Here is a 26,934-nt window from a genome sequence, read left to right on the forward strand (position 1 = left end):
GGATAAAGGTGAACTCTGCTTGGCTTTCAAAACATAAAAATGGAGCATTCGCTACTTTAGCGATGCTCCATTTTAGTTTACTTCTTTTCGTTTAGTTGAATCGAATCCAACATAATATTCACTATTCAGCGTTTTTTACCTGGAACTGGTCGGCATGACGCTGCAGATTGTTTGATAGTGTGGTGAGATTGCGGGCTACTTCGGATAGTTCTTTTACCGCTAGGGCCTGCTTCTGGGCGCTTGCTGATACATCTTCTGTCATTCCGGCAGTCTGCTGTGCCGCGCTGGCTGTGTGATTTAAATGTTGATCTACGCTGTGACGTACCTCTTGCATCTCTGCCGTCAATTGAGCTAGATGTGCGGCTAACTCCTGAACTTCCTGTGAAACCTGGGTGACTTTGTCAACAGACTGTAGACATACCGAAATTTGGGTTTCTTGTTCATTGACGGTCTTTATGTTTTCATCAAATTGATCACCCATTTGCTCAATTTGCTCAACAAAGCTTCTTAAGATTTCATCGATTTCCCGAATCGATATGGCAGATTGCTGTGCAAGTTGTCCCATTTCATGAGCGACCACAGAAAAACCCTTGCCAGCTTCGCCTGCACGTGAGGCTTCAATAGATGCATTAAAGGACAAAATCTGCGTCTGCTTTACGATGCCCTGTACTTGCTGACCGATGTTAGCCGCCTCGCGCGATTTTTCGGTTAATGCGTGTGACATACGCTGCATCTGCTTGATACGCAGGGCACTTTCTCGTCCTTTTTCTAATAACAGTTCATGCTCACTGGCTACCTGATTACGAACCTCATTGAGATGATGGGCCGTATCCGTAAATTGTTGCACATGGCTTCCGACTTCATCCAGCGTTTTTCCTAATCGGTCAGATTGTTGAACCGATTCCACTGCTTGATCCGCTTGGTTAATAGAGACATCGGCAATTTGCTGGAGTGTGCGGGACAGTTCCTCAGTTTGGTGGAGTGTCCCCTCCGTTGTCACGACGATATTCTCTGATGCATGCTGGAGTGTGCTAGAACTGCTTTGAATATCTACAATTATATTGGACATGGCTTCCACCATTTTGTTTGTCAATTTGCTAATTTCGCCTAACTGATCATATGTTACTTGCGACGATGTAACCGTAAGGTTGCCGTCGGCTACTTGCTCCAGTGTATTTTTAATAAATCTCACCTGACGCAGTATACGCCGGGTTACCAGCATCATAGCCGCAATGGAGATGATCAGAATGATAGAGATAACAGGGATAACTAATCGGTAGGCCTCGGGCAAGGTATGTTCGTATACTTCAGTCACAGAGGACAGGGATCTATCGATTCCCAAATAACCAATGATGGTTCCATCTGTATCCTTAATGGGAGTAAAGGAGGAAAACATCGTCCCCCACTCAGGGTCCGTTGTAATATCTGTAGTCACTGTTTCCCCTTGTTTCAATTTCTCTTCCGTTTCTTTAAGGGTAAAACTTACAGGAGTTCCGAATGGACTGTAGTCTTTGTCGTCCCATGCGGCTCCATCCACCGTAATTTTCCACTCATTGCCCACACGGTTGTACATATAGATGTACAGGATTCCAGTTTGCAGCCTGAGCGTATTTAACTCGTTCCGAAGCTGTTTATACTCGCTGCTTTGCTCAGATGAATCAGTATTTAAGCTCTTGACTGCAGATTTGTCCAATAACTGGGCCGTGTTCTTTGCCAGCGTTTCATTGTTTAGCTGCATGGTTGATAGAGAAGCATTCTGGATGGATTGATTGGTCGTCCACAGAACAATGACGCCAATCACTATTAAAGGAATGAGCAAGATGAAGTAGAGTTTGGATTGTAATCCCATTCTTTTTTTAACGCTGCTTTTCATAATATGCTCCTTACTATGTTTTTTTTACCTTCATATATATCGTGTACAAATAGGAAAATATGAATAGTTATTCAGATGTTTCATGATTTTTTTGCGTACTTGTGTAAATTCTCATGAAAAAAGCCTTAGCCCGGTAAGTACCGAGTTAAGGCTGTATCTTATTGACTTACAAATCGTCAAATCCGTTGTCATCTCCGACCTTGCCATAATTGCGTGATTTTGCTTCAAAAAAGTCCGTTTTTGTCGCATTCAGCGCTTCGTCTGAGAATGGTTTAATCCAAGGCATACAGTTTACATCTACGCCTTCGTACGCTTTGTCCATACCAAGCAATCTCAGGCGCATATTTGCCATGTATTTGATATAATCGCTCAGCTCGTTCAAGTCGATGCCGCGAACCTCTTTGAGCGTATAATGCGCCCAATTCGTTTCCAGCTCCACAGCGCGGTTAATCATACGATAGACATAGTCCGTATTTTCCTTGGTGTTCAGCTCAGGGAAGTCAGACAATAGCTGCTTGAACACTTCAGCAAAAAAGTAGCAATGCTGATTTTCATCACGCTGAATATACGAGATCATTTGGCTGGTTGCCATCATTTTCTGATCACGGGCCAAATTGTAGAAGAAAGCAAATGTACTGTAAAAGAAAATGCCTTCCAGAATCAAATCGGCTACCATCGCTTGGAAAAAGGTTTGCGGGTTCTGCTCATCGCGGAACTCCTGGTAAATATCCGAGATGAATGTGTTACGCTCCAGCAGGACAGGATCGTTTTTCCAGTATTCAAAAATTTCCTTCTGTTCCTGATCGGACACCAAAGAAGACAGAACGTAGGAATAGGACTGGTTATGCACCACTTCCTGCTGCCCGATAATCGCTGAAATAGCTTCCAGTGAAGAGTCGGTAAAATAGCGTTTTACATCCCCGACAAACATGGTTTGCATCGAATCCAGTACAGCCAGCAGGCCGATGTTAATTTTGAAGGTGCGCTGTTCTTCGGCATCCAGCACAGGGAACTGGGACGCGTCTTTGGACATCGGGATTTCATCTGGAATCCAGTGATTCAGCAGCAGCACTTTATACAGTTTATACATATGCGGCATTCGAATATCGTTCCAATTCAAAATACCGGAGCTTTCGCCTTCAATAATACGGGTAGAGCGATTTGGCGCTTCCGTGTTAAAAATCTTCTGTAACTGCATGAGAGCTTCTCTCCTTTAATTTAGGATGCGCAGCTATCACATTCTTCAATCGTCAGTGCGCGGCTGCGTACATAATAGGTCGATTTCATACCTGATTTCCAGGCATGGATGTGCAGCTCTAAAAATTCAGTTGCTTTAATATCAGGCCGTACATACAGGTTAAAGCTTTGGCCCTGGTCAATATGACGCTGACGTGCAGAAGCCATGTTGATCGAAGCGTGTTGATCCAGCAAGAAAGCCGTCTTGTAGTACCAGATGGTTTTTTCGTTCAAGTCCGGTGCAGGGTTAGCAATCTTGTAAGTTGTTTTCTCTTCATAGGAAAGCAGCTCATACAATGGATCAATGCTGGCGGTAGAGCCTGCAATAATAGACGTGGAACCGTTAGGCGCGATGGCGAACAGCCATGCGTTGCGGACACCGTTTTGTTGGACTTCTTCTGCAAGCTCACTCCACTCGGAGGTAGTGACAAATTTGCCTTCGCGTGTACCGTCTGTATAGCCACGGGAAGTGAAATAGTGCCCGGTAGACCAGTCAGAGCCCTCGAATTTGGCATAACGGCCTTTTTCTTTCGCTAGCTCCATGCTGGATTTGACGGCCAGGTAGTTAATTTTTTCATACAAATGATCGTTATAGGTTACCGCTTCATCGGATTCCCAACGGATACCTTCCAGTGCGAGTAGATGATGCAGTCCGAATGTACCCAGACCGACAGCGCGATATTGGCTGTTCGTATATTGTGCTTGCAGTACTTCAATGTTGTTGATATCAATAACATTATCCAGCATACGTACCTGAATCGGTACGAGGCGATCCAGCACACCTGCCGGAACCGCACGAGCCAGATGAATGGAGTTCAGGTTGCACACCACAAAGTCGCCAGGAATTTTGGAAATAACGATGCGTGTTTGTCCGTCCTTGGTGACCAATTCTTCTTTTTCTACTACAGTTGCAGATTGGTTTTGCATAATTTCCGTACACAGGTTGGAGGAATATACCATACCATGGGCGCGGTTCGGGTTCGCCCGGTTTACCGTATCACGGTAGAACATGTACGGTGTACCTGTTTCCAGTTGTGACTTCATCAGGCGCTTCATAATGTCGATGGCAGGCACTGTAATACGAGAGAGAATGGGATGCTGTGACGCCTCCTCATACTTCTCGCGGAAGGTACCTGAACCGAAGGTTTCATCATAGAAATCTTCCAGGCCCAGTGGACGACCGTTGTCATCTTTCCAGCCCATCACCTTCTTCACTTCATGCGGACAGAACAGATTCCATTCACCCCGTGCTTCGACCCGCTCCATGAACAGATCAGGCAGACATACGCCATGGAACACGTCATGTGCACGCATCCGCTCGTCACCGTTGTTCAGCTTCAGGTCAAGAAACGCGAGGATGTCCTTATGGAATACGTCCAGATATACGGCAATTGCACCTTTGCGAGTACCCAATTGGTCGACGCTAACAGCTGTATTGTTCAACTGGCGAATCCACGGAATGACGCCGGAACTTGTATTTTTATGTCCGCGGATATCGGAGCCACGCGCCCGTACTTTACCAAGGTATACGCCGATGCCGCCGCCCATTTTGCTAAGACGGGCTACATCCGTATTGGAGTCGAAAATGCCTTCCAACGAGTCGTCTACGGTGTCAATAAAGCAGCTGGAGAGCTGTCCGGCCACCTTTTTTCCGGCATTGGACATGGTTGGTGTAGCTGCTGTCATGTACATGTTGCTCATCGCCCAGTATGCTTCCTTGACCAAATCCATCCGCTTGTCGGCAGGCTCTTGGTGCATCAGGTACATCGCGATGATCATGTAGCGTTCCTGCGGCAGTTCCATTACGCGTCCGTCAAAATCATTGGCCAAATAGCGCTCAGACAGCGTTAGCAGCCCGATATAATCGAACAACAGATCATTTTTCGGCAATATGGAATCACCCAACTCATCAATCTGCTCCTTGGTATAGTAGTCGAGCAGTTCTTGACGGTAAATTCCTTTTTGGACCAAATCCGTGATCAGTGGATAAAAAGCACCGTAAGGCTCGTCCGCATAGGATTTATAACGGCGGTGAGTGGCCGCTTTTTTATACAAGGAAGTGAGCAAAGCACGCGCAGCGGCAAATTTCCAGTCCGGTTCTTCCTTACTAACCAATTCAAGGGCACCCATCGCAAACGCGTTGCTGATGTCATCCCCCGTGACTTCGTCCCGGCGCAGTTTGCTAGTTACACCACGAATGAGACGATCTTTATCCAGCTTGTCCAGCCCGCTGAGTACACGGTCGGCATATACGGAAATGCGTATTTCATCAAAAGCCAACTGGCGATTGTTTGGTTTGGTTACGAGTTGTGGCATAGGATTAATTCCTCGCTTTCCTGATTTGGAATCATACTTGGGAATAGGCATGAAAATGATCATGATGAGAAGATAATGGCGAAAAAAGCGATGGTCAGACAGCATTTGGGGGCTGTATGTAATCCAATAACATAGAAATAGCGATGCACCTGCCAATGAAGGGGGAAAAGATGGTTCCCGTACGATTTATCGGCTACATCACTATATTTAGACGTGTTATGAATATTTAACCCAACATATTGTGTATATAAACTTAAAATTTCAAATAAGTGCAAGGAGTATTATAGCAACATTCGAAGCCATACGTAAAGGAAAAGGAATGGAAAATCAAAATATGCAGAGAAGTCGCGGGCTGTATTTGAATTGAGGCAGTTTGAACGGTACAATGAATGATAGAGTGTTTCCTACAGAAACAAGCAGCATACATATGAACTATTTTTGTGAAATAAGGTTGCTCGCTCTATCGGACTGAGATGTTAGATTTTTAAAGAAGCGACGATTTTAAATTAAAGGAGGAACTTGGCGATGGCTATTGCAGAAGTGACAGTGATCCCGATTGGAACGGGGAGTACAAGCCTGAGCGACTACGTTGCCCAGATGCAAAAAGTGTTGAAGACGCAAAAAGGAATTACCTATGAGCTTACCTCCATGAGTACGATTATTGAAGGTTCGTTGGACGATGTGTTCACCGCCATTGCTGCGCTGCACGAAGCGCCATTCCTGTCTGGAGCCAAGCGTGTTTCCACCTCGGTTAAAATTGATGATCGCCGTGACAAGCCTTCCTCCAGTCACCAAAAGCTCCGTTCCGTCGCAGAGAAACTATCTGGCACTGCGACAGGAAATGTTACCGAATTAACCCCAAATCCTAGTTGAAAAAGTTGATGTAAGTGATTGATTTTTATGTAACTAAGAGTATAATAGTTTTTGTTGTCAGTTACACTGACCTGCTGGTGTAGCTCAGGGGTAGAGCAACGCACTCGTAATGCGTAGGCCGGGGGTTCAATTCCCTTCACCAGCATTCTATGAAACTCAAGCACAGCGCGGCTTCCAAGCTTTTTGGAGGTCGCGCTTTTTTGTTGAATTGAGCATTCTTCTACCATTTTTCTACCCTTTAATCTAGTAAAGTGGGTTCTTCGGTGCTAATGCTCTCTCCTGTGATTGAATCGCCAATGTTTTTTAACACCGCTTCTTGGAGATTCGGAAGAACATGTGAATAGGTATCCAGAGTTACATTGATAGACGAATGTCCAAGTCGCTCTTGAACGATCTTTGGATGGATACCAGCTTTGAGAAGTAGTGTTGCATGAGTGTGTCGCAGATCGTGGAAACGAATTCGGGGGAAATCGGGATGTTCCTTTACAATTCTGTCCAAAATACGATAGTAATGTCTCATTAGATTGCGGGGGCCAAGAGGCGTTCCTACACTCGTTTGAATTACTAAGCCTGAATCATTGTATAGCTTATTTCTGGCTTGCTCATATTCTTGCTTTCTAAAGTGATTTTCCAAAAAATTAACGGTATTAGCAAACAGTGCGATGGAGCGAACGCTGCTATCATTCTTAGTATCATCAAGATCATGTCCTATTTCAGAAATGGTATAAGCTTGTCGAACCGAAGCCGTTTTCCTCTGTAAATCTACCTCTGCTCGGGGTAGTGCAAGTATTTCACTTTGACGCATGCCAGTAGAGGCAGCGAGCTCGAAGGCCATGAAGTATTGATCTTCAGATGCAGCATCGAGGAACATTTTTAATTGATGTTCATTCCAGACCTCAAATTTTTTCTTTTTTCCTTGGGGTAATTCTACATAAGAAGCAACATTCTGAGTGATAACTCCCCAGGCTACTGCCCGGTTTAAAGCATCTAAAATTAAGACATGAGCCTTCTTGATAGAGCTTACAGATAACTTGGGTAGAAGTATTTCATGATATAAATTATGGAGGTGCTGTGGTTTTAATTTTGTCATCTGCACTTTCCCAAGGTTAGGAATAATGTGTGTGTTTACAAGCCACTCATAAGACTTCCAAGTACCATGTTTAACCGAGGTTTTTTTGTCTTTGAGCCAGGTCTCCATAATTTCACCGAAAGTTTTCTTGGTCGGTTCTACAAAGGTTCCTTTATTAAAAGCACTGAGAATGTCAGGCATCGCACGTTCAGCATCTCTTTTCTTATCGAAGCCTCCATTGGGGCCAGTAAGCCACTTCCTGCGACGCTTTCCTGTTACCTCATCTTTCATATCCACGACGATGTAGTATTTCTTCCCTTTCTGGGCTATATGTCCTCTCATGACGAACCTCCTAAATTGAAATAGGGAATATATGTTCTGTTTTTATTCCGAAAGAAAAGCCCGAAAAGGGCTTTAGGTTATATTGTACCGAAATTTTATGCGTATGGAAATTTTTCCGTACAGCTTCTAATTCAACTTAGGATTGCTTTGTAAGTGAAATACCTGATTCATTTGAGGAAGTAACTTTACGAGCAGGTATGTACTCGCGATTTTCCAACTGAATTTTTCTAAAATAAGGAACCCTTTTCATCAAGGTACTGGAAACCATCGTGACATTTACTTTACTTAGGTCAATGTCTCCATATGGCTTCGCTATCTCAATTAAATTGAAGTCAGATAAAAAAGAAGTCTGAGCTTTTTCACGTGGTTTCACTTCGACACTTTTAACAACATGCCTTGTACCACTTGGTTTTGAGGGAACAGTATCTACAACCTTTGGTGTACGGAATCCCTGTATAAGACCATTGATTATAGGGACAAAAAAAATAAGGGCTAGAATTAAGTCTATAACTTTCCCCCACCAGGCAATTTCCCATAAGAAAATAGTAAATATACCTATGAAAGCAAGTGAGAATAAATTTCTAATTCCCTTCCCAAACAATATGGCTAAAAGAATAACTACGATTATGATAACCACCAAAATCATCCTTATTACTAACCCCATCGGTTGGGGGATTTGCTCATGTTATCTGTAAATATTTGCACGATGACAAAAATTGTCGAATGATTTCCTAAAAATCCTTTTTTTCATGTAAGGAATGGGGATATATAATGTAATTGTCAATAGTGCAAAAAAACGAAGTCTCCTAGATTCTTGAAACAATAGGTTGAGTACTAACGTATACAATTATACTGTGCAAAACATGAAATTAATCCAGATATTGAACGAAAGATTGGAAGTGACCATCATGAGTAGTACAGACAGATCTAAAAATGATGAGAGAGTAGAGCCACAACATATAGAAAGGTTGAAACCGGATTTAATTCTTATTCTTTCCGCGTGCAACCCGAATGATCTCCATACTGTCTTTAATCATTTCAATAAACTCAGGGTCTGAAGGAGATAAGCCCATTTTTTGGGCTTCCTCTTCTAACAAACGAATAGTTTCGTTTGCGTTGTTATAGTTTCTTTTGTCTTGTTGATCTCCATTATCACTTTCTCTGCTATGTTCCTTTCCATCAAGTAAAACAATTTTCAACAACTCCAGTCTTTCCTCCATGTTAATGACAGCGAACAAATCCTTCCACTCGAATGTTTCTGACGGATCATCCCCATTTAATGGCATTTTAACATGCCCCAAAGCAGCATTTAAAAATTGGGTTATATCCTCTCCCACCTGAATCTTTTGTTTTACAAAATCAGGTGCTTTTTCTATATAAGCTGCCATGATTAATTCTTCAGCATCTCCTCCGATTACTTTAGCAATAGCACGGTTAAGTTCGTCTGAGGTAGGTGGAGTTTTTCCGTTTTGCAAACGACTGAGATGTTCACGACTCATTGATAATCCTTCTTTTTCTAATCGACTGCATATCTCCTCTAATGTAAGCCTGGATTTTTTAATATACTCCTTTAATAAATCAGAGTATTTCATCTATATAACAACTCCTTCGCGATTAGGTTCAATTATCTCATAGTTGACAAAAAAGTATCAACATATACATGTTTGATATTTTTTTATCACTTATTGTTGACAAATAAAATCAATGTGATAATATAAATCACATAAAGTTGATTTAAAAAATCACATTCTGTTTGGAGGTGATGTGACAATGCAAAAGTATTCTGAGTTGCTGGCTAATGCCATTAAAAAAAGTGGTTTAAAGTTAGATAAAATATGCTCTTTAGTTGGCGATATCACCGGAAATGTGCTCACTAAACATTATCTCAGTAAGTTGCAAAACGGAAAAACTTCACCAGCTTCAGATAAGCTCAATGATGCATTGGCTACTGTACTAGGAGTTAATCCAATTGAACTAAAAGCTTCAGCATACTACGAAAAAATACCACATGAAATTTTAGATCATCTAAATAGTATTGCTGCAAAGGAAGTGGGTTAGATGAAACCAGAGAAGATGAGTAATGAAGCTTGGAAAAAAACACACATACGCGTTGCCAGCTTGCGAAAGAAATACATTAAAGAACTCAAAACGCTTTTAAACTCAAGAACTAAAGCGTCGTAGGAGGAACTTAGTTATGCGTTTTTACTGGATTCGTTCTATAGAAGTCTGTTGATACGGAAAGGAGGTGCAGTAATTGAATCGGCATTCTGGCGAGATTATCACGGTTCCTGAAATGGCAAGACGAATGAAAATTCGGAAGCAGGCGGCTTATGACATGGTTGAGGAGCCAGGCTTTCCTATATATAACATTGGTGGTGCTCGCGGCAAACGAGTCCTCTGGCCGGAACCCTTGGAATGGCTAAGAGAGAACAAATCAGGGTCCATATGAATAGGAAGAAACCCGCCGGGCTGTACCGGCTCCAGCGGGTTGAGGAGATACGAGGGGAAGAACTTACAACCTAATACTACATCAGCCCTCTGTCCGTAATAAACGTGTCAATCGGACAAAGGAGAGGAAAAAAACATGTCAATTGGACAGTTTGGTCCCAATCTTCAGGAGGTTTTGAAACGACGGGGGGAAACGCGTAACGCAGCGGGGCGAGCTGCTCACGTGGATGCTTCATTAATTGGAAAGATCATCAAAGGCTCCCGCAAACCATCGAAAGAGCTCATGCAACAAGCGGCGGAGCATTATGATGACGGTCAGCTTTACATTGCAGCAGCCGGGGAAGTTACAGGCGGTGCCTTTGCGCCCTGGCTGGACAATGTAGATCTACATAGGGCAAGTGTACTGTTCAAGACGATTGAAGAAATGAGGGAAGTTCTTGTTCTGTCTGCTGAGGTCCCAATTAGCAAAACTGCTGACCAGCTCACAGAATCCGAACGCCAAAATATGAAGCGTCTGCTAATGGAGACGGTTGAAGCTATTACGGCCCTTACCCACTTTGCGGCGGTGCTATGTAAGGAATACTCCTTTAGTTGGCTTGCGACATGGAAAGAACATCGCGCTGACTTGAAGGCTAAAAAATATATGAAATGAGGGAATGTAAATGGAAATCGAGAGATTAGAGGATGAAGCCAAATTTGTCGCAGCAAACGCAGAGCACAATTTAAACATGATGCTGCAAAATCCGGAAATCGTTTCTGAGAGTCACCGACAAAAAAGTATTGCTCAAGCAGCGTTCATGATGAATCTTCACTTATCTTTTCAGGAACAAAAGAAAAACGCTCGGCTGGCGGGCCGAACGCTTGGTTTGAGAACTCGATTAAAGTCTCTTGTGTTGCTTATTCTATCTCCTTCTGCGGCAGAAAGCAAGGGTGACCGCATATGACACAGGCAATTAAGGAACGTCTCATTCAAAACTTTCTTGATAAAAAGGCAGGAACGCAGGCCAACACGGATGCAATAGAAGCTTTTCTACATGCGGGTGGTTCAGCTTTTTCATCTGAATTTCAGGAGCTACTACAGGAGCGGGACGAAGCCTACTTTCAATGGAATAACGCCTTGCTGAGCCTAAATCTTCTGCCAGCAGAAGAACGGTTGGAGTTTTTCGGAAATATGTCGCCAGTGATATAGGACAAGCTGGCAACGGACAGGCCATGTCGGCCTTGTCTTCCGGCGTCGGACGGTAACATAACCTACTCCCGTTCGGCGTCGGAAGATGCGGCTGACGCATCACACAAAGCAGCGACACGATGGTACGTGTACACGCGATGGTGAGAATATCAGGCGGAAAACGACGGAGCGCGCCTGACTGCTGGTTCGAATCCAGTCTGCTTGAAATTACATACGGAAGGAGGAAACTTTGTGCAAGTTATTCAACGTTTGACCGTTGTCTCTAATCCAACAAGGATTTTTGAAATTGGAACGGAGCTAAATGGCAGCGAAGTCATTGAGATTAAGCAAGTCGGTACGGAATATGAAAATAATGTCCATTCTGAATTTCATGTTTTAGATGAAAATGATGAGCTCATTGTCAGCATCGAGAATGCACCAGTGATCGTCGAGTATCAGCAGATTGTAGAACATGATGAAATCATGGAAGGAGAATCGGCATGAACGCAACTCATAAAAAAGTGGTGGAGTTTTTTGCAAAAATTAGCACCGACGAATCTGTGGATGTTAATGAGTTTTTAGAAGCTATCGCGTTAAATGTGGGGCTTTATACTGCGCTGAAAATCAAGACAGTGGGACAAAGAGAAGTCACAGAGCAGTTCAAAAGCATCATTGATACTGGCCTCAAGATAGCGAATAGCGAAGTTGTACCGAAACGAGTTAGCTTTTTCATTATAAAAAAATAGCCCGCGGTAACGGGCTATCACTGATCTTTTGAAAACTAAATATGTGAATACGGCCATCTTATCATGGGTGGCCGTTCCTAACAAGAGGGAGCGATATGTATATGGCTGTGAATGTAGCTGCTATTACAAAAGGTATTGAACGTGACGAATGGTTGAAATTGCGTAAACGCGGCATTGGTGGTTCTGATGCTTCTGCTGTCGCAGGACTGAATCGATACAAGTCACCCGTTGGTGTGTTTCTTGAGAAAACGGATGAGATCGTACCGGACGAACCAGGCGAAGCAGCTTACTGGGGTAACCAGCTAGAGGATTTAGTCGCTCGTGAGTTTATGAACCAAACCGGATTGCGTGTGCAACGCAGCAATAAGATGTATCAGCACCCTACACATAAATTTATGTTGGGTAATGTGGACCGCCTGATTTTAGACAAAGGTGGTCGAGGACTTGGGATCCTGGAATGTAAAACAGCCAGCGCCTATAAGCTGAGCGAATGGGCCGACGATCAGGTTCCTGACGAATACGCCATTCAGCTCCAACATTACATGGCTGTGCTTGGTGTGGATTATGGTTACTTCGCTGTTTTAATAGGTGGTCAGAAATTCCAATACAAGCTGGTCGAGCGAAACGAAGGTATCATTGAGTCCCTTATCCAAATCGAAGACGAGTTTTGGAACAAGCATGTAATTCCACGGGTTCCGCCGATGGTAGACGGTAGCGCTGCTTCAACTGAGCTGCTGAATCGGTTGTATCCTGCTTCTCGGCCAGCGACAGAAATCACGCTGGACAAAGATCAGGCATTACTGGTGGACAAGCTCATTGCTGCTAAAGAAGACGCACAAGTGGCTGCGGAGCAGGTCAAGCGATTGGAGAACGAGCTGAAGGCAGCTATCGGTGAAAATGAGGTTGCCACGTATAACGGGGAACCTTTGGTAACTTGGAAGTCCAGTCAAACAACGCGCTTGGACACTAAGCGCTTGAAGCAGGAGCAGCCACATATCTTTGAAAAATACGCAAACACCACGTCTTCTCGACGGTTCTTGGTGAAGTAAGGAGGCTATTATGGCAGGACAACGCAGTAACGGAGCAACCCTTGAAAAAAAGCTTCAAAATAAGGCGGCTGGGGCAAAAAACGATGCGCCTACACCTTCTCAGACCATTGCCGCTTATATGGACAAAATGAAGTATCAGATTGCGGAGGCTATGCCAAAGCATATGAGCATTGATCGGCTCAGCCGTATTGCCCTGACGACGATCCGCACGAATCCGAAGCTACTGGAATGCTCTATGCCATCTCTCATGGGGGCGGTCATGCAAGCGGCACAGCTTGGTCTGGAACCAGGCCTGATCGGTCATTGCTACATCATCCCATACGGTACAGAAGCCACATTCATCATTGGCTACAAGGGCATGATTGATCTAGCACGACGGTCTGGAAACATCAAGTCTATTGCCGCCCACGAAGTCTATGAAAATGATTTCATTGAGCTGACATATGGGCTGGAGGAAAAATTGCAGCACGTTCCTTGGTTTTTGCGTAAGGACGCTCAACCTGCCGAGTCAGGGAAGATCATTGGGGCTTATATGGTTGCCAAGTTTAATGACGGCGGTCATTTTATCCATTACATGCCGATCAGCGAGATTGAGGAACATAAGAAGCGTTCCAAGGCATCCAGTAAAGGGCCTTGGGTGACTGACTATACCGAAATGTGCAAGAAGACAGTTGTACGTTCCGGGTGGAAGTGGCTACCCATCAGCGTGGAGATTGCTTCTGCGGTTACTCAGGATGAAACGGTGCGTAAAGATATCACTCCAAACGATGAACCTTTTGTCTTTGATATGCCAGCCGAACCTAAAGACGGCGAAACACCTCAGACAGGTGATGCAGCTCAGCCAAATAACACTGATTCGCAGCAGCCTGCTGATGGATCAGGTCAGGACGAAATGGAATTTGAATGAGTTCTATAGATGAGATTACTGGCAAGCCGCTGTTACGCAGCATGATCGGTGAACACATTTGGCGGATTAAAGAGTCCGATCCTGTAGCCTTTAAGCGCGAGGTGCGAGAATACTTCGCGCGGGGCTATCCAGGCTGGACAGTGGTTCGTGCGAAGTATCCCTATATATTTCTCCGGGATGATAGGGAGCAGAGTGTGTAAATGATTCTGGGCAGTGTGAAGAAGCGAACGGTATTTATATAAAAATCGCAAGAGATTAGGTGGTGAAGCCGGTGGACTCCAATGTAAATCCTCAGCCTACGGACGCACATATACGCATATCACATGAAATACATCGAGAGCTGATCCGGCGGAAGTTTACTCAGCGGCAGCGGGATATTATTGATTTTGTCCTCACGCTGAGCTGGGGATGCGGGAAGCCATCGGCCAAAATTCCTATGCTAAAACATTTTGAGCTATGTGGCGTTCGTAAGGAACATATCAAAAAGGAACTAAAAAAGCTGGTTGAAAATCATGTGCTGTTTTGGGACGAGCACATGAATGTGTTCCAGATCAATAAGCACTATGACATGTGGACTGTCGATGTGGTGGAGCGATATGACCCCAAAATGATGAACGATTTAATCAAAATTAACATTGAAACTCATACCCCAAATCTCGGCAAACCAGTTACTAAAAAAGTAACTGAGTTACCAAAAAAGCAACCGATTCGAGTTACTAAAAAGGTAACTCAGTTACACAAAAGGCAACTGTTCAGTTACCAAAAAGGTAACTCGCCAGTTACTAAAAAGGTAACTGTGAAACGTGATTTTTCCTGTCATACCAAGGGATTTCGGCTCTCTAAAACAATATTTAAAGCAATTATTAAAAAAACCACTACTACATCTTTAGATACTGTACAGGAATTAGATACAGAACAAAGGGGTGGGGGAGGAGGGATTCCTTCGGATCATTCCTTTGGCTATATCTACCGCGCTTACGAAAATAATTTTACGGGCTCAGGAAAGGTTAACCAATTTGAAAGCGAGGACCTTGGAACCTTGTTTGACGATTACGGGGGAGAATGGTTGCTAAAAGCCATGCGTGAAGCCGTTCGGCAGAATAAAAAGAGTTTGGCTTATGTACGTGGCACGCTGGAGGGATATCGTAAACGTGGTGGACCGGAAACGGAACGCCGAATGGATCGGGCTTCACCGGCGGAAGCAGAAATTCGGGAAGACGACCCCATTACGATCTTGATGAGAAAGGCAGATGAGCAGCGACTTGCTGAATACGGAGTTACTTGAGGCTGAAATATTAGGTTCCTTTTTTCGAGACCCCTCCCTTGTTGGGGAAGTCGCCGTAACACTAGAACCAAGCTTATTTACACAACCTTGGCATCGCAATCTGCTGAAAATGATACTAGAACTACATCGGACTGAACAGGAACTATCCATGACTATGTTGGTGACGGTATTCGAAAAGCATCTTGAAAAGGTGGGTGGAGTTTCCTACCTGTCTAAACTGGCCAGCTCTGCCGTTGCAGTTTCGATGCTGGAGCAGAATATCAGGCAGCTCATCGAAACCGATGCTCGTCGTAAAGCGCTGGATTTGGTCGGTGAATACCGCGACAAATTTTTGGATTTGTCATCAGGCGGGTTTGAGGAATTACTGGATGAATTTGAACAGCGTTCACTGGATATTCGGCCTAAAGCATTGCTAAAGGATACGGCAGTTGACGACATCATCCAGTGGTACGAGGACTTGGTACTTAAAACGCAAGACCCTTCCCGAGCGCTTGGTATTATGACAGGCTGGTCAGCATTGGACCGACTGACGCTAGGGTTCCAGCGTACTAACCTGGTTGTCATTGGAGCTCGAACTAGCATGGGTAAATCAGCCGTTGCCAATGAAATTAAGATGCGGGCCACCCAGCGGGGACATAAGGTTGCTGATTTTAGCTTGGAAATGTCCAAGGCGCAGATTTATAACCGGATGATCGCTAATCTGTGCAGCATTCCTCTGCAAGCTATACGTTCAGGGCATCTGAAGCCGGAACAGATCGAGCGTATTTCTATGCAGATGGAGTTTCTGCGGAAAATTCATATCGATGATAGCCGTGGCGTGACTGCGGAGTACATTTGTTCCGAAATGCGCCGATTGAAGCGGCAAGAAGGACTTGATTTGGTCATTGTTGATTACTTGCAAGAAGTGGTTGAGCCTGCTGAACGTAACGACAACAGCGGTTCTGGATTGCATCGTGTATGCCAGAAGCTTCGGAAAGCTGCAAAGGACTGTGATTGTGCATTGATCGGTTTATCTCAGGTCAAGCAGGATGTGGAGAGCCGACAGAATAAAAGGCCGTTCGTTTCGGACTTGTCAGGTAGCGCGGCAATCAGCGCAGTTGCTGACGATATCCTTCTGCTATACAGGGACGAATACTACAACCCTGACACACCGGACCCAGGTATTTTGGAAATCAACCTCGCAAAACAACGCAATGGTCCTACTGGAGTAGTGAAACTCAAATTTGAGAAAGAGACACAACAAATCGCGTAGGGGAGGAACGGACATGGGGAAACAGACACGGCCATCGCGGCCGACACGCCGACAGAAAGAGGAAATGAAGGCATGGAAACTCAAGCCTAGCACATGGTTGGTGGTACTAGATACGGACTTGGAGATGGTTCTTATCAGCAAGTCCGGGATAAAAAAACGTACTATCCGGCGAGGTGCGTAATGCAGCCGTCATGTTGGACGCGGTGGAGCGTCTACGAGTACATGAAACATCGTTTTGTCTGCACTGGACAAGTTCCTGACGAGAGGGAATTACTCGAGGAGCTGCGGGACATTGAGCAGAGCGAGTTGACCAAGGGGATGGCTGAGTTTCGTCTGATACTTGGTAACTGGCCCATCGCAGGAAGTGACAAGTCATGCGACGTCAGATAAAAGACCCGCTGTATCAAAATCAGTTAAAGCAAACTGTACGTGACCGAGGCGGCAGAGTGATAGGCGAGGTATTTGTCCTTGAACACAGTATGTTGCTGGTCAAGCAGTCACGTAGGCGTAAAAAGAGGGGGAAGCAGCTTTGAAGATTATGGGGATTGACCACGGCACGAATTTTGCTGGTTGGGCCACAATGCGAAATGGTAAGCCGATAGACTTTGGATTAAGGGACTATTCATCAATTACAATGCCTGGGGTTTTGGATGCCATCTATCAGGACACATTCCGACTGATCGAGCAGGAAGAACCGGAATTGATTGTACTGGAGCGTCCAGTTCACTTTAAAAATGCCAACAGTGTACTAGCACTTGTCGGAGCGTATACTTCTGTTTCCTTGGCTGCCCTGCATTTGGACAAGCCGATTGTGGGCATCCGTCCTTCGGAGCTGAAAATTCAGACTGGTAAAGGGAATGCGGATAAAGAGACAGTCGCCATGGAAATGCAGATGCTGTTCGACCTCGATTATGACGAAATTGCGGTTCCTGTCCTATACAAGAAAAACGACCCACGGGGCAAATACAAAATCGGGGACATAAGGGAACGTCTTTTTGATCCTTCGGACGCTATCGCACTTTGCTGGGCCTATCATCAAAATTTCATTAAGGGAGTGGCTTAAAGATGAGCTATATCAATTTCAAAGGTACGGTTAAAAAGATCAATCTCAAATCATCAGAAGAAACGGAAATTACCATTAGCATCCCAGCTTCTGAACTGGACGGTCAATATAATACGCTTCAAAGCATGTTGGAGCTTAAAGTTATCGGAGGTCTGGATTCACAGATTGTCACGTACAAAGTTTTGAAGAATGCCAGAACGGGCAAGCCAATCACGAAATACACCGTGGATGATGGTGGTGTGGTATCTGTAGCGAAGCCGGAAGGAGAACAGCTCTCCATGGATCTTGGGCTTCCTCCTGAGAAAGTGGAGGTTAAAGCCGATCCAGAACAAATTGACCTTGAAGTTATTCAGGACTTTATACTCAGCGGCCTAGCGCCGCGCTTTGACGATATGCAGTATGACTTTGTGGAAATTACAGAGCGTTTGGCTGATGGGGATACCTATCTGAAAATAGCTGCTGACATTGGTATGGGCGTGGGCGTGTTTGTGGTTATGGTGGATGAGTACCGGAAGCGGGTCGCGCCAATGGCTGCCAAGTGGGATGAATGGCGCAAAGGCCAAGTCGATACGGTACCACCGAAAGATGAGGAGCCAGTAAACGGTCAGCAAGAAGAACAACAAAATGACGATCAGCAAGAAGAGCAAGAAGGTGCTAATACTGATCCGTCCGAGCAGACTGGAGAAAATGAATCTAAGGACGACAACAAGCCAGAGGATGATCAAAATCCAGCTACTGACACAGATTCTGAACCGGTAGTCGATAAAGAGGAGCTGGAGGAATACATTCTAAAAGTTCGTCCTAACTTCGACGATATCCCTGTTGATTTCCCTACATTGCTTCAACAGCGTCGTGAAGAAGGCAAGACATGGATGCAGATTGCTAAAAGCATCGGCTTGACCAGTGGCCAGATCACTACCAAATGGACAGCTTACAAGAAGATGGTTGCCAAGCAAATGAAAAACGGGGGAGCGGCGTAAGCCGCTCTTTCTTCCAGAGTGACCACTAATGAGCACATTAAAAATCCGTGACTTTAATCCGCATCTTGGGGCAAAAGAAGACTTTATAAGGGATGGCTTGCGGCAGGTAAAGAAGATCGCGCAGAGATACAAACCGCTCTGTATTGCTAAGGGAATCGATCTGGAGGACCTCATAAGTGAGGGAACTATTGGCTTAACGTTGGCTTTTGAAAGATTCGATCCGGGTGACAGGGAGGTCAAATTCGAAGCCTACGCCTTCCCGTATATAAAAGGTCATATGCTTCAATTCGTACAGAAGTCAGGCATAATCCGACTTCCTGATAAGCCAGGGCGGTTAGTTTACCAGCTTTTCGATAAGGGCTTAGAAAACGCAGATTCAGCGAAAGTTGCCGAAGCACTTCATATTAGCCAGCCAAAGGCACATAACATTTTACAGTACTCGAAGTTCAACCGGGTTCATTCTTTAAGCCAGCCTGTAGGGTTAGAGGAAGACACTGAACTCATTGATTTTATACCGTCTAATGACGATGACACTGTTCTTCTCGTTGAACAGTTTGTATCCCGGTTAGATTTCACGGAGAAAAGGATCATTGAACTGTTGATTGGTGGATTCAAAATATACGAGATTTCCAGACGTTTATCGATTCCGCAGGAGAAGCTTCATGAAAAGATTGATATATTGCAAGACAAGGCAAGGAGGTATTTTGGAGGTGGGGTAGCGGTGCAAAATGACCGATTCAACGTAACAAAACAACAATACATGAACCTGAGAAGCAAAGGCTTTACAGATGCCAGCATTGCCAAAAAGTTTGGTATGGGGGATAGTGCGCTGTATAAACGGAAGAAAAAATGGGACCTGGTTGAGAGCAGGCCCGGAAAAACTTCAAGCCCTAACAATATATCTAACCCGGACAGCATTGTTCAAGAGGATGATTCGAGTAAAGACGATCAAATCCATTTTTTAAATGGCCGCATATCCAAGTTGGAGGCAGAAAACAAGTTGCTCTGGGAAATGGTCAATTTGTACAGGGAGACGGTTTAATGGGCGATATGGGAGACGAGTTCCGCGCTTTCCGAGAGTTTCAGAAGGAGCACAAATGGACGCAATAAATCTAAATAAGCTAAGGGAGGAATGCTAAAAAAGGAACCCCTTAGGAGTCCCCTTTAATAAATTTACTTAACACCCAGAAGCCCAAGGATACATGGTACACAGTGCATCTGAACTGTTAAGTGTCAAAATAGGGCCAATTGGAGACCAGCCAGTCAAGTCATTGGCACTTATTACTACTAACTGAAGTCCGTGCAATGTAAGTTCGACCAATGTCACCATATTTGCGGCTGGGTTGTAGCCAACAAATAAAACAACAGACCAGACTCCTGTGTTACCTATCATGGTTCGATAGTAGTGACCTATAGTGCTATTTGCTGGAGTGAAAACAGATGGTGGCAGAGCATACGAACTACCTGGATTTGGAATTTGTCGACCATGTTGTTGATAGAAGTTATACACTTTCATTCCCCATTTCATTGAATTACACTACAAAATATGTATATTCGCCTATAGCCATTTTGGTTCTTCAAATAGCATAAATGGTATCTGCTTCAGTTGGGGATTATTCAAAGCGTAACAGGAAAATGAAAGTGAGTTGTTTGTTATCTGAGCACAATTATTTAATGGGATATGATGAAGAATGAAAGCCATTACGATTTTACAGCCCTAGGCTGACGCTGACCGCCATTGGTGAGAAACAATTTTAAAACAAGAGGCCAGACTACAAAGCACTGCGGTGAATTTGAGATTTACGCCGAGAAACGAGTGGATCATGAAGCGTGCGAACTGGAGCCTATCAAGCCTATACTGGCGAAATACGGTTACACGGTGGACAGTTTGACGACGGGGTGTAGTGGCTTTGTCCCCTTTGTCAGAGTGCTACAAAGTAGAATATATGCCTAACAGCAGTATTATCAGCCTTAAAGCTGAAAATGGGGAATTTAAATTGTGGGCTAGTGCTCGTAAAAATGATTATAACGACGGTAAGTATGATAGAGGGGTGGCGAACGTGCAGGCCTTTGCAGAGCTAATCCCCCGCAAAAGGGATGCACCAGTTTGAGAAAACATCAATATCGCTCAGGTGATTCTATAAAAGAAGAAAAACAGCCTAATCCTAAAAATGAAGTTAAGAGAGGGCCTGATACATTAATCGATGTATTGTACAAACCGCTGCCGGACGAGGTGCGTCAGACGATCATTAATCTGGACAATAAAGGTGTTTCAAGGTCGCAGATCGCCCGACAGCTTGGCATTCCGAAAACTCGCGTGATTCACGAGCTCATGAAATTGGATTTGAAGGACACGACAACAAGCAAGTATGCACCAAAGAGCTACGAAAGGAGTAGTACCCTATGAGTAAGGACTATCGTCAATTATTATTGGAATATGGTTACCCTGAGGATTTAGTAGACGGATGGAGTCTGGAAGACTGCCAAGCTGAAAGGCAGGAGTTTTGTGGGACATGCATCCCGGAGTAATACAAACAACCCCCGCATTCCTTGGCCGGGCTCGCGGGGGTCATCACTCTTAAACCTCATCAAATTATACCACGGGTGAGGGAACATGATGGGGAAAAGAAGAAAAAACAACTTACAGCTTACTTTTAACATTCTTCCGGTCGACGAGAAAGCTACCCGCCTTGCGGTGGAGAAATATCTGGAGATAGTTCGGCAGTACCGTCAGATCGGTGTAGTGCGGCGTGAAGCGGTCATGACGCCCGGATACACGCCGCGTTACCATGGTTCAACGAATGCGATCAGTATGCCGACTGAGAATATAGCGATATGGAATGTGGACAGGGAAGCGGAACTGCAGGCAAAGGACAGACTGCTTGAGCGGGCAATGAGCAGGCTTTCAAGCGTTCAGAGGGAAGTGATTCAGCGAAGTTACTTGGATGATGAGGGGGAGTTTGATTACATCAGTTGTGGGGAGATGGGGATAAGTGAGAGCACATTCAGGAGAATCAAGATTGAAGCGATGAATATTTTAGCTACAGCATTGGGGCTGGAAATTATAGAGGAAATGAGGAATAGTGTTTGATATAACTGGCTTCGGCCAGTTATTCTTGTTATATAATAAAACTAAAAAACTTTATTCTAAGGTAGGAGTGAGCCAATGGTAAACAAGGATCAGTTAAAATCATACATCCAAAAGCTAGTTTTTTCCGGTATTTCACAGGTCCAGTCCCTTTTAAGAGAACAATCACCCTATATATATTCACATATGGATTTCCCTTACATAAGAAAGAAAGAGAATGGATTTGACGAAATAAGTAAACATTACATTGTTGGAGGACCTAAAAATTATTCAAGTTTATTTGAGAAGAACTCGAATTTATTGGATATTAATACAATTGAAGGTTTTGAAGAATATTTGGTTTTACTAAATAGTGATGATTACTTTAAAAAAATCTTTTCATACAGAGGATTCTTGGATGATGATCTTTTCATGTTAGGTGCTCGGAAATTGGTTATCAATTTGATTGAAGCATATTTACATATTTATGGTACAGATTCTGAACTAAAAGCCGAAAATTTTTATGAATTATATGAACCTATCGAAAAATTCTTTTTTTTAGATAGACTCTATTATGACATCTATATTCCTATTTTATTCACTAAATTTGAATTTGAGGAGTATATAGTTTCAGAAGATGAAGGTATAGAGATTGTTAAAATGGATGAGAATATTCAACTCTCACGAACTTTGATACAACAATACGGATCTCCAATATCATCATCAGTTCTTAATGGAGCGTCACATGCATTAAAGTTAAAAGGCTTCTTTATTGAAGGAGATAGATCCTATTTCGACACTAATCAACAATTCTTAGATTCAACTGGGTATCCACTTGATAAAATTAATGCATTTTTTAATTCTATGAGAATTAGAACGTTTGTAAATGAATTAGGTTATGCTCAATTGCTCGCTATTCCTGTCGGATGGACTAACCAATACAAGGCTTTTCTTAGTTCAATATTTGGAACAACAATAAGGGCATACCCCAAAGAGTTTGAAAATTATTATTGGCTAAGAGATGAATTCACAACAATTGATAAACCCCAAGCTGAGGAAGTATCTAATCTATTTAATGGATTTGATTTAGGAAACAATAAAAAACTAATGCTTGCCAATCGAAGATTAAATATGTGCATACTACGTGAAGAAGAAGACGACTCTATATTAGATGCAACTATTGCTATGGAGGCATTATTGAGTGATGGAGAGAGAGGAGAGCTTACTCATAAACTTGCAATGAGAATGGCTGCCATTTTTAAAATATCTGAATATGCATACACACCAGATATGGTATTTAATAGCGTGAAAAAAATATATAGTTATCGTTCTTCTATTGTACATGGAGGAAGTAAACCAAAGAATCAAGAAATCGTAATTGATGAACTGAATTTAAGAATTCCAACCCCGAAGTTAGCAGTTGTTTTTTTGAAAATAGCTATTAGAGTATTGGTCGAAAATCCAAAATATTTTGATCCAAAGTACCTAGATCAAGAGTTACTCAGAGGTTAGTTGAAATTTAGAGATATAATTGATCGCTTTTTGACCGAATTTTGGCCTAAAGTTGGCCGTTCGTTAGACATTCAGCGTGATATATTTGTATCATGGAAAATCAAATAAGGAACGCACCGCAGCTTTCGAGCCTCGGTGAATCAGGTCGGCCAATGTGCCGGCCTTTTTGATTTTTCTACAAAACATATTAGGAGGACATGATCATGTCTACTACACAACCACGTTTCGCATTTTTGAGTTCAGATGGCATCCTGCATTTACACGACGAGGAGCACGCCGCACAGCACGGCAAGCATGTACAAACATCGCTAACCGACGACGAGAACGGCTATCCAGTCGTTGAGGGTCAGGGCGTTGTGTATTATGCCGATGAGGACAAAGCTTACGTCAAGGGCAACAAAGGCGACGGCCAACTCATCCCAACGCCGTTGGTGCTCAAGCAGCTCGCAGCAGAGCTTCTGTAATTGAGCGGTTTCTAGAATCACTCCTCGGGTTAATCCGGGGTTTTATGGCACGCGCAGGCGGCAAGGAACCAGTTAACCAGCGGAAACATGAACAGTCTGGTCGGACCCCTTGCGCGGTTCAATTCCGCAGCGTGTCTTTTATTATTTTCGATGGGAGCGTTACTATGAAAAAGAGTCCGAAAAAAGGAAAATGTATGCTTTGCAATGACCCCAACCCGAATCCAGAGAATACAACAATGGGTGCATCCTTTTGTGATACGTGCTGGGAAACCATGAAGTCTGGTGATGAGGATAAACTGGGTGAGAGAATTGTCTGGGACGAGTGTTTGATGGAAATAAAGTGTTAGACCGTGAAAATATAGTTCTAGACTGGCAGCGGCGGCGTTAAGCCAACGGGCAGGATGGTAGATAAAATATGTTATTATTGGATTGTGCAAAGCTTATTCCGCCTATTCGAAGGGAGATTAGTAGAAATGCAAAGTGCTCAACAGGTGCTAACAAATTATTTTCAAGCATTAGGAAGCAAACAGATTGATAAAGTGATCGAATTGGTTCATGATGAAGCGAAATTTATTATTCTTAAAAAAGAGCCTTCTAATAAAATTCCTTTATACGGCACATTTCATGGAAAAGAAGGTGTTAGAAATTATTTAAACTTATTAGAAGAAGCAGAACAAATAGAGAGTTTTGTCCTTCACAAACTCATCGGTAATCAGGAAGCAGCGTGTGCATGGGGGAATTTCCGCATCAAGGTCAATGTAACCGGGAAAGTGTTCGAGAGTGATTGGGCAATTATTTGCGAAGTAGAACAGGAGAAGATAAGGTTTTTTCAAATCTTCGAAGATACTGCCGCACTAGAAGAAGCTTTTGATTTAAGAGACTGTTGATATGTTAGTGCACCTACACATCACTATGCTGAGTAATCATACGAAAACGTAGGTTATTGGCCGGCAACATATCGAATTTGGTCAAGTAATGCGCTACGCTAACGAAGAACGTTAGTTGAATGATAACAGCGGCAGTCTAAGACTTTATTTTTACTTAATAGCGAGTAATATCGAGAAAGTGAGTAAAAGCCAGCTTATAATGGTTTAATTGCCCATTTTCCGGTATTGTCCGGTTTTTGTTCTTTGACGGCCATTTTTAGCAATTTGTAAAATGGTCTTATCTCTCCTCTCTAGTTACTAAGTACAAATGCTTTTATGCAACAGCGCAGCGTTTTGCATCCCGCTTGCGGGAGTAGAACCTATCGCTGTTTATTTTTTCTGGTTTTAAATAAGCGCCTGTGTTGCTTTGGTGCTGTAAATACATAGGCAGATACAAGTCACTCATTTGGGTGGCTTTTTTTATTGCCTTTTGAAAGGATTTTAGTCTTGAAGAAGAAGCAGAAGAAAGGAACTTTGCTATACATGAAAGGCCCACCAAAACAGCCGAAGAAATGCAAAGGTTGTGTATGGGGAAATTGGACCGGTACAAAGCAGTTTTGCAGCAGGCCGGTATGCCAGAAGGAAAAACCTTCCTAATCGTCGAAATATGATGTCGAAGGGAGTTGAGATCGTTTGTCAAAAAAAGCAACGGATATAATTTTTACTATTCTCAATCGACTTGAAGAAGCGATGGATGAAGGGAGCTTTGATCTGCGGGAGTTATCTAGCGATGTATTGGGTATCAGCGAAGCAAAGAGAATTGCAATTCTAGAAATTATGCTCGACGAGGACCTTATGACAGGAATTTCGATAAAAAGAGGCCTGCAAGGAGACATAATCATCAATGGAAATTCTCCACGCATAACTATGGCGGGTCTTAAATATCTTTCTGATAATTCAGCTACTTCTAAAGTGATTAATGCAGCGAAATTTTTAAAAGATGTGATACCGGGGTTGTAGTATGGACAAACAATTTACCTTTCACCACAACAATTCCGCCACGCTGTTGAGACTCCGCCAAATATCAAAGGATACGTTCGCATGCCATAAGTGTGGTTCTGAGGTTATTCAGAACATTCCGAACCCAGATGGCTGGAGTTGTACATCATCATGTACAACAGGTTATTATTTAGGACTGCTGTTTGAAAAGTAGGCACCTTCGGGTGCTTTTTTCATGCTCAAAAACGCCTTCTGTGAGCCGTTCTAAGGGCTTGTATACGAGGATGTTCCTGTTTGTTTGCAAGGAAAAGGGAGCAGAAGGTCAGGGCGGGGCTGTTCCGTCGCTCTGTATCGCAATCTGCGCCAGCCCCAAGATGAAAAACCAACTCAACTCAAATAGGGGGTATGAATCGTGGAATTCAGAGTCCTACCAATCGAACAATACAACACAGCGTACAACGCGAGATTGAAATCATAGAAGGTATCCTCGAATCCAAGGCGCAGTACCGCAAGATTGTTAAAGCTGGTATAGCTCAGTGGGTCAAAGACCTGCAAGCTGGAAATATAAAAATGCAGACGGTTCAGGACTTGGACCGTCTCATTGAGTTGGATATTAAGTTGCAAAAGGATGAGCTGTAAAAGCACATAATAATCTTTCTAGTTGATTCATAAATATGGATTTATTAAACAATAATATGATCCTATTGTAAGAAAAATTAAAAACATGGAATCTTTTAGTAGACTGAGGTGGTAGTTAAATATACAAATATAGGAGGAGTAGAAGTATCATGAAGAAGAAACATTTAGTTGCATCGGCCTTGGCCTTAGGTATTATTGGAGGGGCTGTTGCCGTACCCAATGCGATTTTTGCAGATTCAGATGCTGTAACTAGTTCTGCAAATACGTCGACTTACGGGACCAAAGATGAGTTGAAAACACCTGGTAATCATGATGTGAAAACACCTGGTAATCATGATGTGGGTCTTTTTAAAACAAAAGACCTTTTTAATGTGGTCCTTGACGGCAAGTCGCCATTAACAGAGTTCTCCATATCTCCTGGATATGGTCATGTTAAGCTGCGTGTAAAAAACAACACCAAGGCGACGCTTACTTTTACCTTAAGGCATGTCAATAGTGGGGATTATTTACTTACCAAGTATGTAGGTGCTGGTGAACCATTTACTTGGTATAGCACGGATAGCTTTTCAAACGGAATGCGCGCAGGAGACTATGAAATACAATGGCGTGCTGGCGGAGCTTATGTAGACGCCACAGCTTGGGGTATATCAGCCACTAGCTCAGATGAACTTTAATTAAACCAAGTTATAAAGTTTTGTATAAAAAAAGCTAACTGGTATCTCGCTTGATTGGAGAACTTTTTTACTTATACTGGAACGAGGTGAGAAAAGCTTCAGGCCA

At 43.4% G+C, this 26,934-nt stretch carries 34 protein-coding genes and 1 tRNA gene; 29 read left to right on the plus strand and 6 right to left on the minus strand.

Annotated elements, in window-relative coordinates; genetic code table 11:
• Positions 1 to 121: 121 nt before the first annotated feature.
• The 3 genes from NLX78_RS14415 to NLX78_RS14425 all read right to left on the minus strand — a co-directional run bounded on the left by NLX78_RS14415 (position 122) and on the right by NLX78_RS14425 (position 5,425).
• A complete protein-coding gene (locus NLX78_RS14415) occupies positions 122 to 1,873 on the minus strand; it encodes a methyl-accepting chemotaxis protein (RefSeq protein WP_254350760.1) in 1,752 nt (583 codons plus the stop codon).
• Positions 1,874 to 2,039: 166 nt separating this feature from the next.
• Positions 2,040 to 3,071 (minus strand): ribonucleotide-diphosphate reductase subunit beta, encoded by a 1,032-nt coding sequence (locus tag NLX78_RS14420; protein ID WP_023986750.1) that lies wholly within the window; start codon positions 3,069 to 3,071, stop codon positions 2,040 to 2,042.
• Between the two features lie 20 nt (positions 3,072 to 3,091).
• Entirely contained in the window at positions 3,092 to 5,425 is a 2,334-nt protein-coding gene (locus NLX78_RS14425; protein WP_254350761.1) for a ribonucleoside-diphosphate reductase subunit alpha, read from the minus strand.
• A gap of 525 nt (positions 5,426 to 5,950) precedes the next feature.
• On the opposite strand from NLX78_RS14425, the gene NLX78_RS14430 reads away from it, so the two are divergent.
• Both NLX78_RS14430 and NLX78_RS14435 read left to right on the plus strand, forming a co-directional pair.
• Entirely contained in the window at positions 5,951 to 6,298 is a 348-nt protein-coding gene (locus NLX78_RS14430; RefSeq protein ID WP_254350762.1) for an MTH1187 family thiamine-binding protein, read from the plus strand.
• A gap of 73 nt (positions 6,299 to 6,371) precedes the next feature.
• Positions 6,372 to 6,443 (plus strand) — tRNA-Thr (locus NLX78_RS14435).
• Between the two features lie 93 nt (positions 6,444 to 6,536).
• Here the strand turns inward: NLX78_RS14435 and NLX78_RS14440 are convergent.
• The 3 genes from NLX78_RS14440 to NLX78_RS14450 form a co-directional block, all read right to left on the minus strand.
• A complete protein-coding gene (locus NLX78_RS14440; RefSeq protein WP_254350763.1) occupies positions 6,537 to 7,709 on the minus strand; it encodes a site-specific integrase in 1,173 nt (390 codons plus the stop codon).
• Positions 7,710 to 7,845: 136 nt separating this feature from the next.
• Entirely contained in the window at positions 7,846 to 8,355 is a 510-nt protein-coding gene (locus NLX78_RS14445) for a hypothetical protein (RefSeq protein ID WP_254350764.1), read from the minus strand.
• 334 nt (positions 8,356 to 8,689) lie between these two features.
• A complete protein-coding gene (locus tag NLX78_RS14450; protein ID WP_254350765.1) occupies positions 8,690 to 9,301 on the minus strand; it encodes a helix-turn-helix domain-containing protein in 612 nt (203 codons plus the stop codon).
• A gap of 178 nt (positions 9,302 to 9,479) precedes the next feature.
• Between NLX78_RS14450 and NLX78_RS14455 the strand changes: the two genes are divergently transcribed.
• The 27 genes from NLX78_RS14455 (at position 9,480) to NLX78_RS14580 (ending at position 26,828) form a co-directional block, all read left to right on the plus strand.
• On the plus strand, positions 9,480 to 9,767 hold the full coding sequence (locus NLX78_RS14455; RefSeq protein WP_110455552.1) for a helix-turn-helix domain-containing protein: 288 nt from the start codon (positions 9,480 to 9,482) through the stop codon (positions 9,765 to 9,767).
• 196 nt (positions 9,768 to 9,963) lie between these two features.
• Positions 9,964 to 10,158 (plus strand): hypothetical protein, encoded by a 195-nt coding sequence (locus NLX78_RS14460; RefSeq protein WP_064796763.1) that lies wholly within the window; start codon positions 9,964 to 9,966, stop codon positions 10,156 to 10,158.
• 135 nt (positions 10,159 to 10,293) lie between these two features.
• The gene (locus NLX78_RS14465) at positions 10,294 to 10,809 is read left to right on the plus strand and encodes a helix-turn-helix domain-containing protein (RefSeq protein ID WP_254350766.1); all 516 of its coding nucleotides are present in this window, start codon (positions 10,294 to 10,296) and stop codon (positions 10,807 to 10,809) included.
• A gap of 10 nt (positions 10,810 to 10,819) precedes the next feature.
• Positions 10,820 to 11,101 carry a hypothetical protein gene (locus tag NLX78_RS14470; RefSeq protein ID WP_254350767.1) on the plus strand — a complete coding sequence of 94 codons (282 nt, stop codon included), beginning with the start codon at positions 10,820 to 10,822 and terminating at the stop codon, positions 11,099 to 11,101.
• A complete protein-coding gene (locus NLX78_RS14475) occupies positions 11,098 to 11,346 on the plus strand; it encodes a hypothetical protein (RefSeq protein ID WP_254350768.1) in 249 nt (82 codons plus the stop codon). The genes NLX78_RS14470 and NLX78_RS14475 overlap by 4 nt, the downstream gene beginning before the upstream one ends.
• 231 nt (positions 11,347 to 11,577) lie before the next feature.
• Complete coding sequence (locus NLX78_RS14480; RefSeq protein WP_014599866.1) at positions 11,578 to 11,829, plus strand: hypothetical protein; 252 nt, start codon at positions 11,578 to 11,580, stop codon at positions 11,827 to 11,829.
• Positions 11,826 to 12,071 (plus strand): hypothetical protein, encoded by a 246-nt coding sequence (locus NLX78_RS14485; protein ID WP_075153631.1) that lies wholly within the window; start codon positions 11,826 to 11,828, stop codon positions 12,069 to 12,071. The genes NLX78_RS14480 and NLX78_RS14485 overlap by 4 nt, the downstream gene beginning before the upstream one ends.
• A gap of 101 nt (positions 12,072 to 12,172) precedes the next feature.
• Complete coding sequence (locus NLX78_RS14490) at positions 12,173 to 13,120, plus strand: YqaJ viral recombinase family nuclease (RefSeq protein ID WP_254350769.1); 948 nt, start codon at positions 12,173 to 12,175, stop codon at positions 13,118 to 13,120.
• Between the two features lie 10 nt (positions 13,121 to 13,130).
• On the plus strand, positions 13,131 to 14,027 hold the full coding sequence (gene recT / locus NLX78_RS14495; RefSeq protein WP_075153632.1) for a recombination protein RecT: 897 nt from the start codon (positions 13,131 to 13,133) through the stop codon (positions 14,025 to 14,027).
• Positions 14,024 to 14,227: a hypothetical protein gene (locus NLX78_RS14500; protein ID WP_080658635.1), complete on the plus strand. Its 204-nt coding sequence runs from the start codon at positions 14,024 to 14,026 to the stop codon at positions 14,225 to 14,227. Before recT ends, NLX78_RS14500 begins: the two co-directional genes overlap by 4 nt.
• A 71-nt stretch (positions 14,228 to 14,298) precedes the next feature.
• On the plus strand, positions 14,299 to 15,312 hold the full coding sequence (locus tag NLX78_RS14505) for a replication protein (protein WP_254350770.1): 1,014 nt from the start codon (positions 14,299 to 14,301) through the stop codon (positions 15,310 to 15,312).
• Positions 15,278 to 16,564: a replicative DNA helicase gene (locus tag NLX78_RS14510; RefSeq protein WP_254350771.1), complete on the plus strand. Its 1,287-nt coding sequence runs from the start codon at positions 15,278 to 15,280 to the stop codon at positions 16,562 to 16,564. Before NLX78_RS14505 ends, NLX78_RS14510 begins: the two co-directional genes overlap by 35 nt.
• Positions 16,565 to 16,577: 13 nt before the next feature.
• Positions 16,578 to 16,745, plus strand: a complete 168-nt coding sequence (locus NLX78_RS14515) for a DUF6906 family protein (RefSeq protein ID WP_254350772.1) — start codon at positions 16,578 to 16,580, stop codon at positions 16,743 to 16,745.
• Between the two features lie 41 nt (positions 16,746 to 16,786).
• Positions 16,787 to 16,954, plus strand: coding sequence for a hypothetical protein (locus tag NLX78_RS14520; protein WP_254350773.1), 168 nt, complete (start codon positions 16,787 to 16,789; stop codon positions 16,952 to 16,954).
• Positions 16,955 to 17,102: 148 nt separating this feature from the next.
• Entirely contained in the window at positions 17,103 to 17,627 is a 525-nt protein-coding gene (locus tag NLX78_RS14525; protein WP_254350858.1) for a crossover junction endodeoxyribonuclease RuvC, read from the plus strand.
• A gap of 2 nt (positions 17,628 to 17,629) precedes the next feature.
• Positions 17,630 to 18,607: a hypothetical protein gene (locus NLX78_RS14530; protein ID WP_254350774.1), complete on the plus strand. Its 978-nt coding sequence runs from the start codon at positions 17,630 to 17,632 to the stop codon at positions 18,605 to 18,607.
• A gap of 28 nt (positions 18,608 to 18,635) precedes the next feature.
• Positions 18,636 to 19,649 (plus strand): sigma-70 family RNA polymerase sigma factor, encoded by a 1,014-nt coding sequence (locus NLX78_RS14535; protein ID WP_254350775.1) that lies wholly within the window; start codon positions 18,636 to 18,638, stop codon positions 19,647 to 19,649.
• Positions 19,650 to 20,348: 699 nt separating this feature from the next.
• Positions 20,349 to 20,561, plus strand: coding sequence for a hypothetical protein (locus NLX78_RS14540; protein WP_254350776.1), 213 nt, complete (start codon positions 20,349 to 20,351; stop codon positions 20,559 to 20,561).
• A gap of 153 nt (positions 20,562 to 20,714) precedes the next feature.
• Positions 20,715 to 21,014: a hypothetical protein gene (locus NLX78_RS14545; protein ID WP_254350777.1), complete on the plus strand. Its 300-nt coding sequence runs from the start codon at positions 20,715 to 20,717 to the stop codon at positions 21,012 to 21,014.
• The gene (locus NLX78_RS26555; protein WP_302057386.1) at positions 21,011 to 21,136 is read left to right on the plus strand and encodes a hypothetical protein; all 126 of its coding nucleotides are present in this window, start codon (positions 21,011 to 21,013) and stop codon (positions 21,134 to 21,136) included. The genes NLX78_RS14545 and NLX78_RS26555 overlap by 4 nt, the downstream gene beginning before the upstream one ends.
• An 85-nt stretch (positions 21,137 to 21,221) precedes the next feature.
• Positions 21,222 to 21,698 (plus strand): ArpU family phage packaging/lysis transcriptional regulator, encoded by a 477-nt coding sequence (locus tag NLX78_RS14550; protein WP_254350778.1) that lies wholly within the window; start codon positions 21,222 to 21,224, stop codon positions 21,696 to 21,698.
• Between the two features lie 75 nt (positions 21,699 to 21,773).
• The gene (locus NLX78_RS14555; RefSeq protein WP_254350779.1) at positions 21,774 to 23,186 is read left to right on the plus strand and encodes a HEPN domain-containing protein; all 1,413 of its coding nucleotides are present in this window, start codon (positions 21,774 to 21,776) and stop codon (positions 23,184 to 23,186) included.
• 203 nt (positions 23,187 to 23,389) lie between these two features.
• Entirely contained in the window at positions 23,390 to 23,650 is a 261-nt protein-coding gene (locus NLX78_RS14560; RefSeq protein ID WP_254350780.1) for a hypothetical protein, read from the plus strand.
• A gap of 473 nt (positions 23,651 to 24,123) precedes the next feature.
• Positions 24,124 to 24,537 (plus strand): nuclear transport factor 2 family protein, encoded by a 414-nt coding sequence (locus NLX78_RS14565; RefSeq protein ID WP_250267708.1) that lies wholly within the window; start codon positions 24,124 to 24,126, stop codon positions 24,535 to 24,537.
• Positions 24,538 to 25,209: 672 nt separating this feature from the next.
• Positions 25,210 to 25,536, plus strand: coding sequence for a YjcQ family protein (locus tag NLX78_RS14570; protein WP_254350781.1), 327 nt, complete (start codon positions 25,210 to 25,212; stop codon positions 25,534 to 25,536).
• 384 nt (positions 25,537 to 25,920) lie between these two features.
• Positions 25,921 to 26,154, plus strand: a complete 234-nt coding sequence (locus tag NLX78_RS14575; protein WP_254350782.1) for a hypothetical protein — start codon at positions 25,921 to 25,923, stop codon at positions 26,152 to 26,154.
• 149 nt (positions 26,155 to 26,303) lie between these two features.
• Positions 26,304 to 26,828: a hypothetical protein gene (locus NLX78_RS14580; RefSeq protein ID WP_254350783.1), complete on the plus strand. Its 525-nt coding sequence runs from the start codon at positions 26,304 to 26,306 to the stop codon at positions 26,826 to 26,828.
• Positions 26,829 to 26,934 lie beyond the last annotated feature (106 nt).

The sequence above is a fragment of the Paenibacillus sp. Lou8.1 genome (assembly GCF_024213565.1).
GTDB classification, from domain to species: Bacteria; Bacillota; Bacilli; order Paenibacillales; family Paenibacillaceae; genus Paenibacillus; species Paenibacillus polymyxa_B.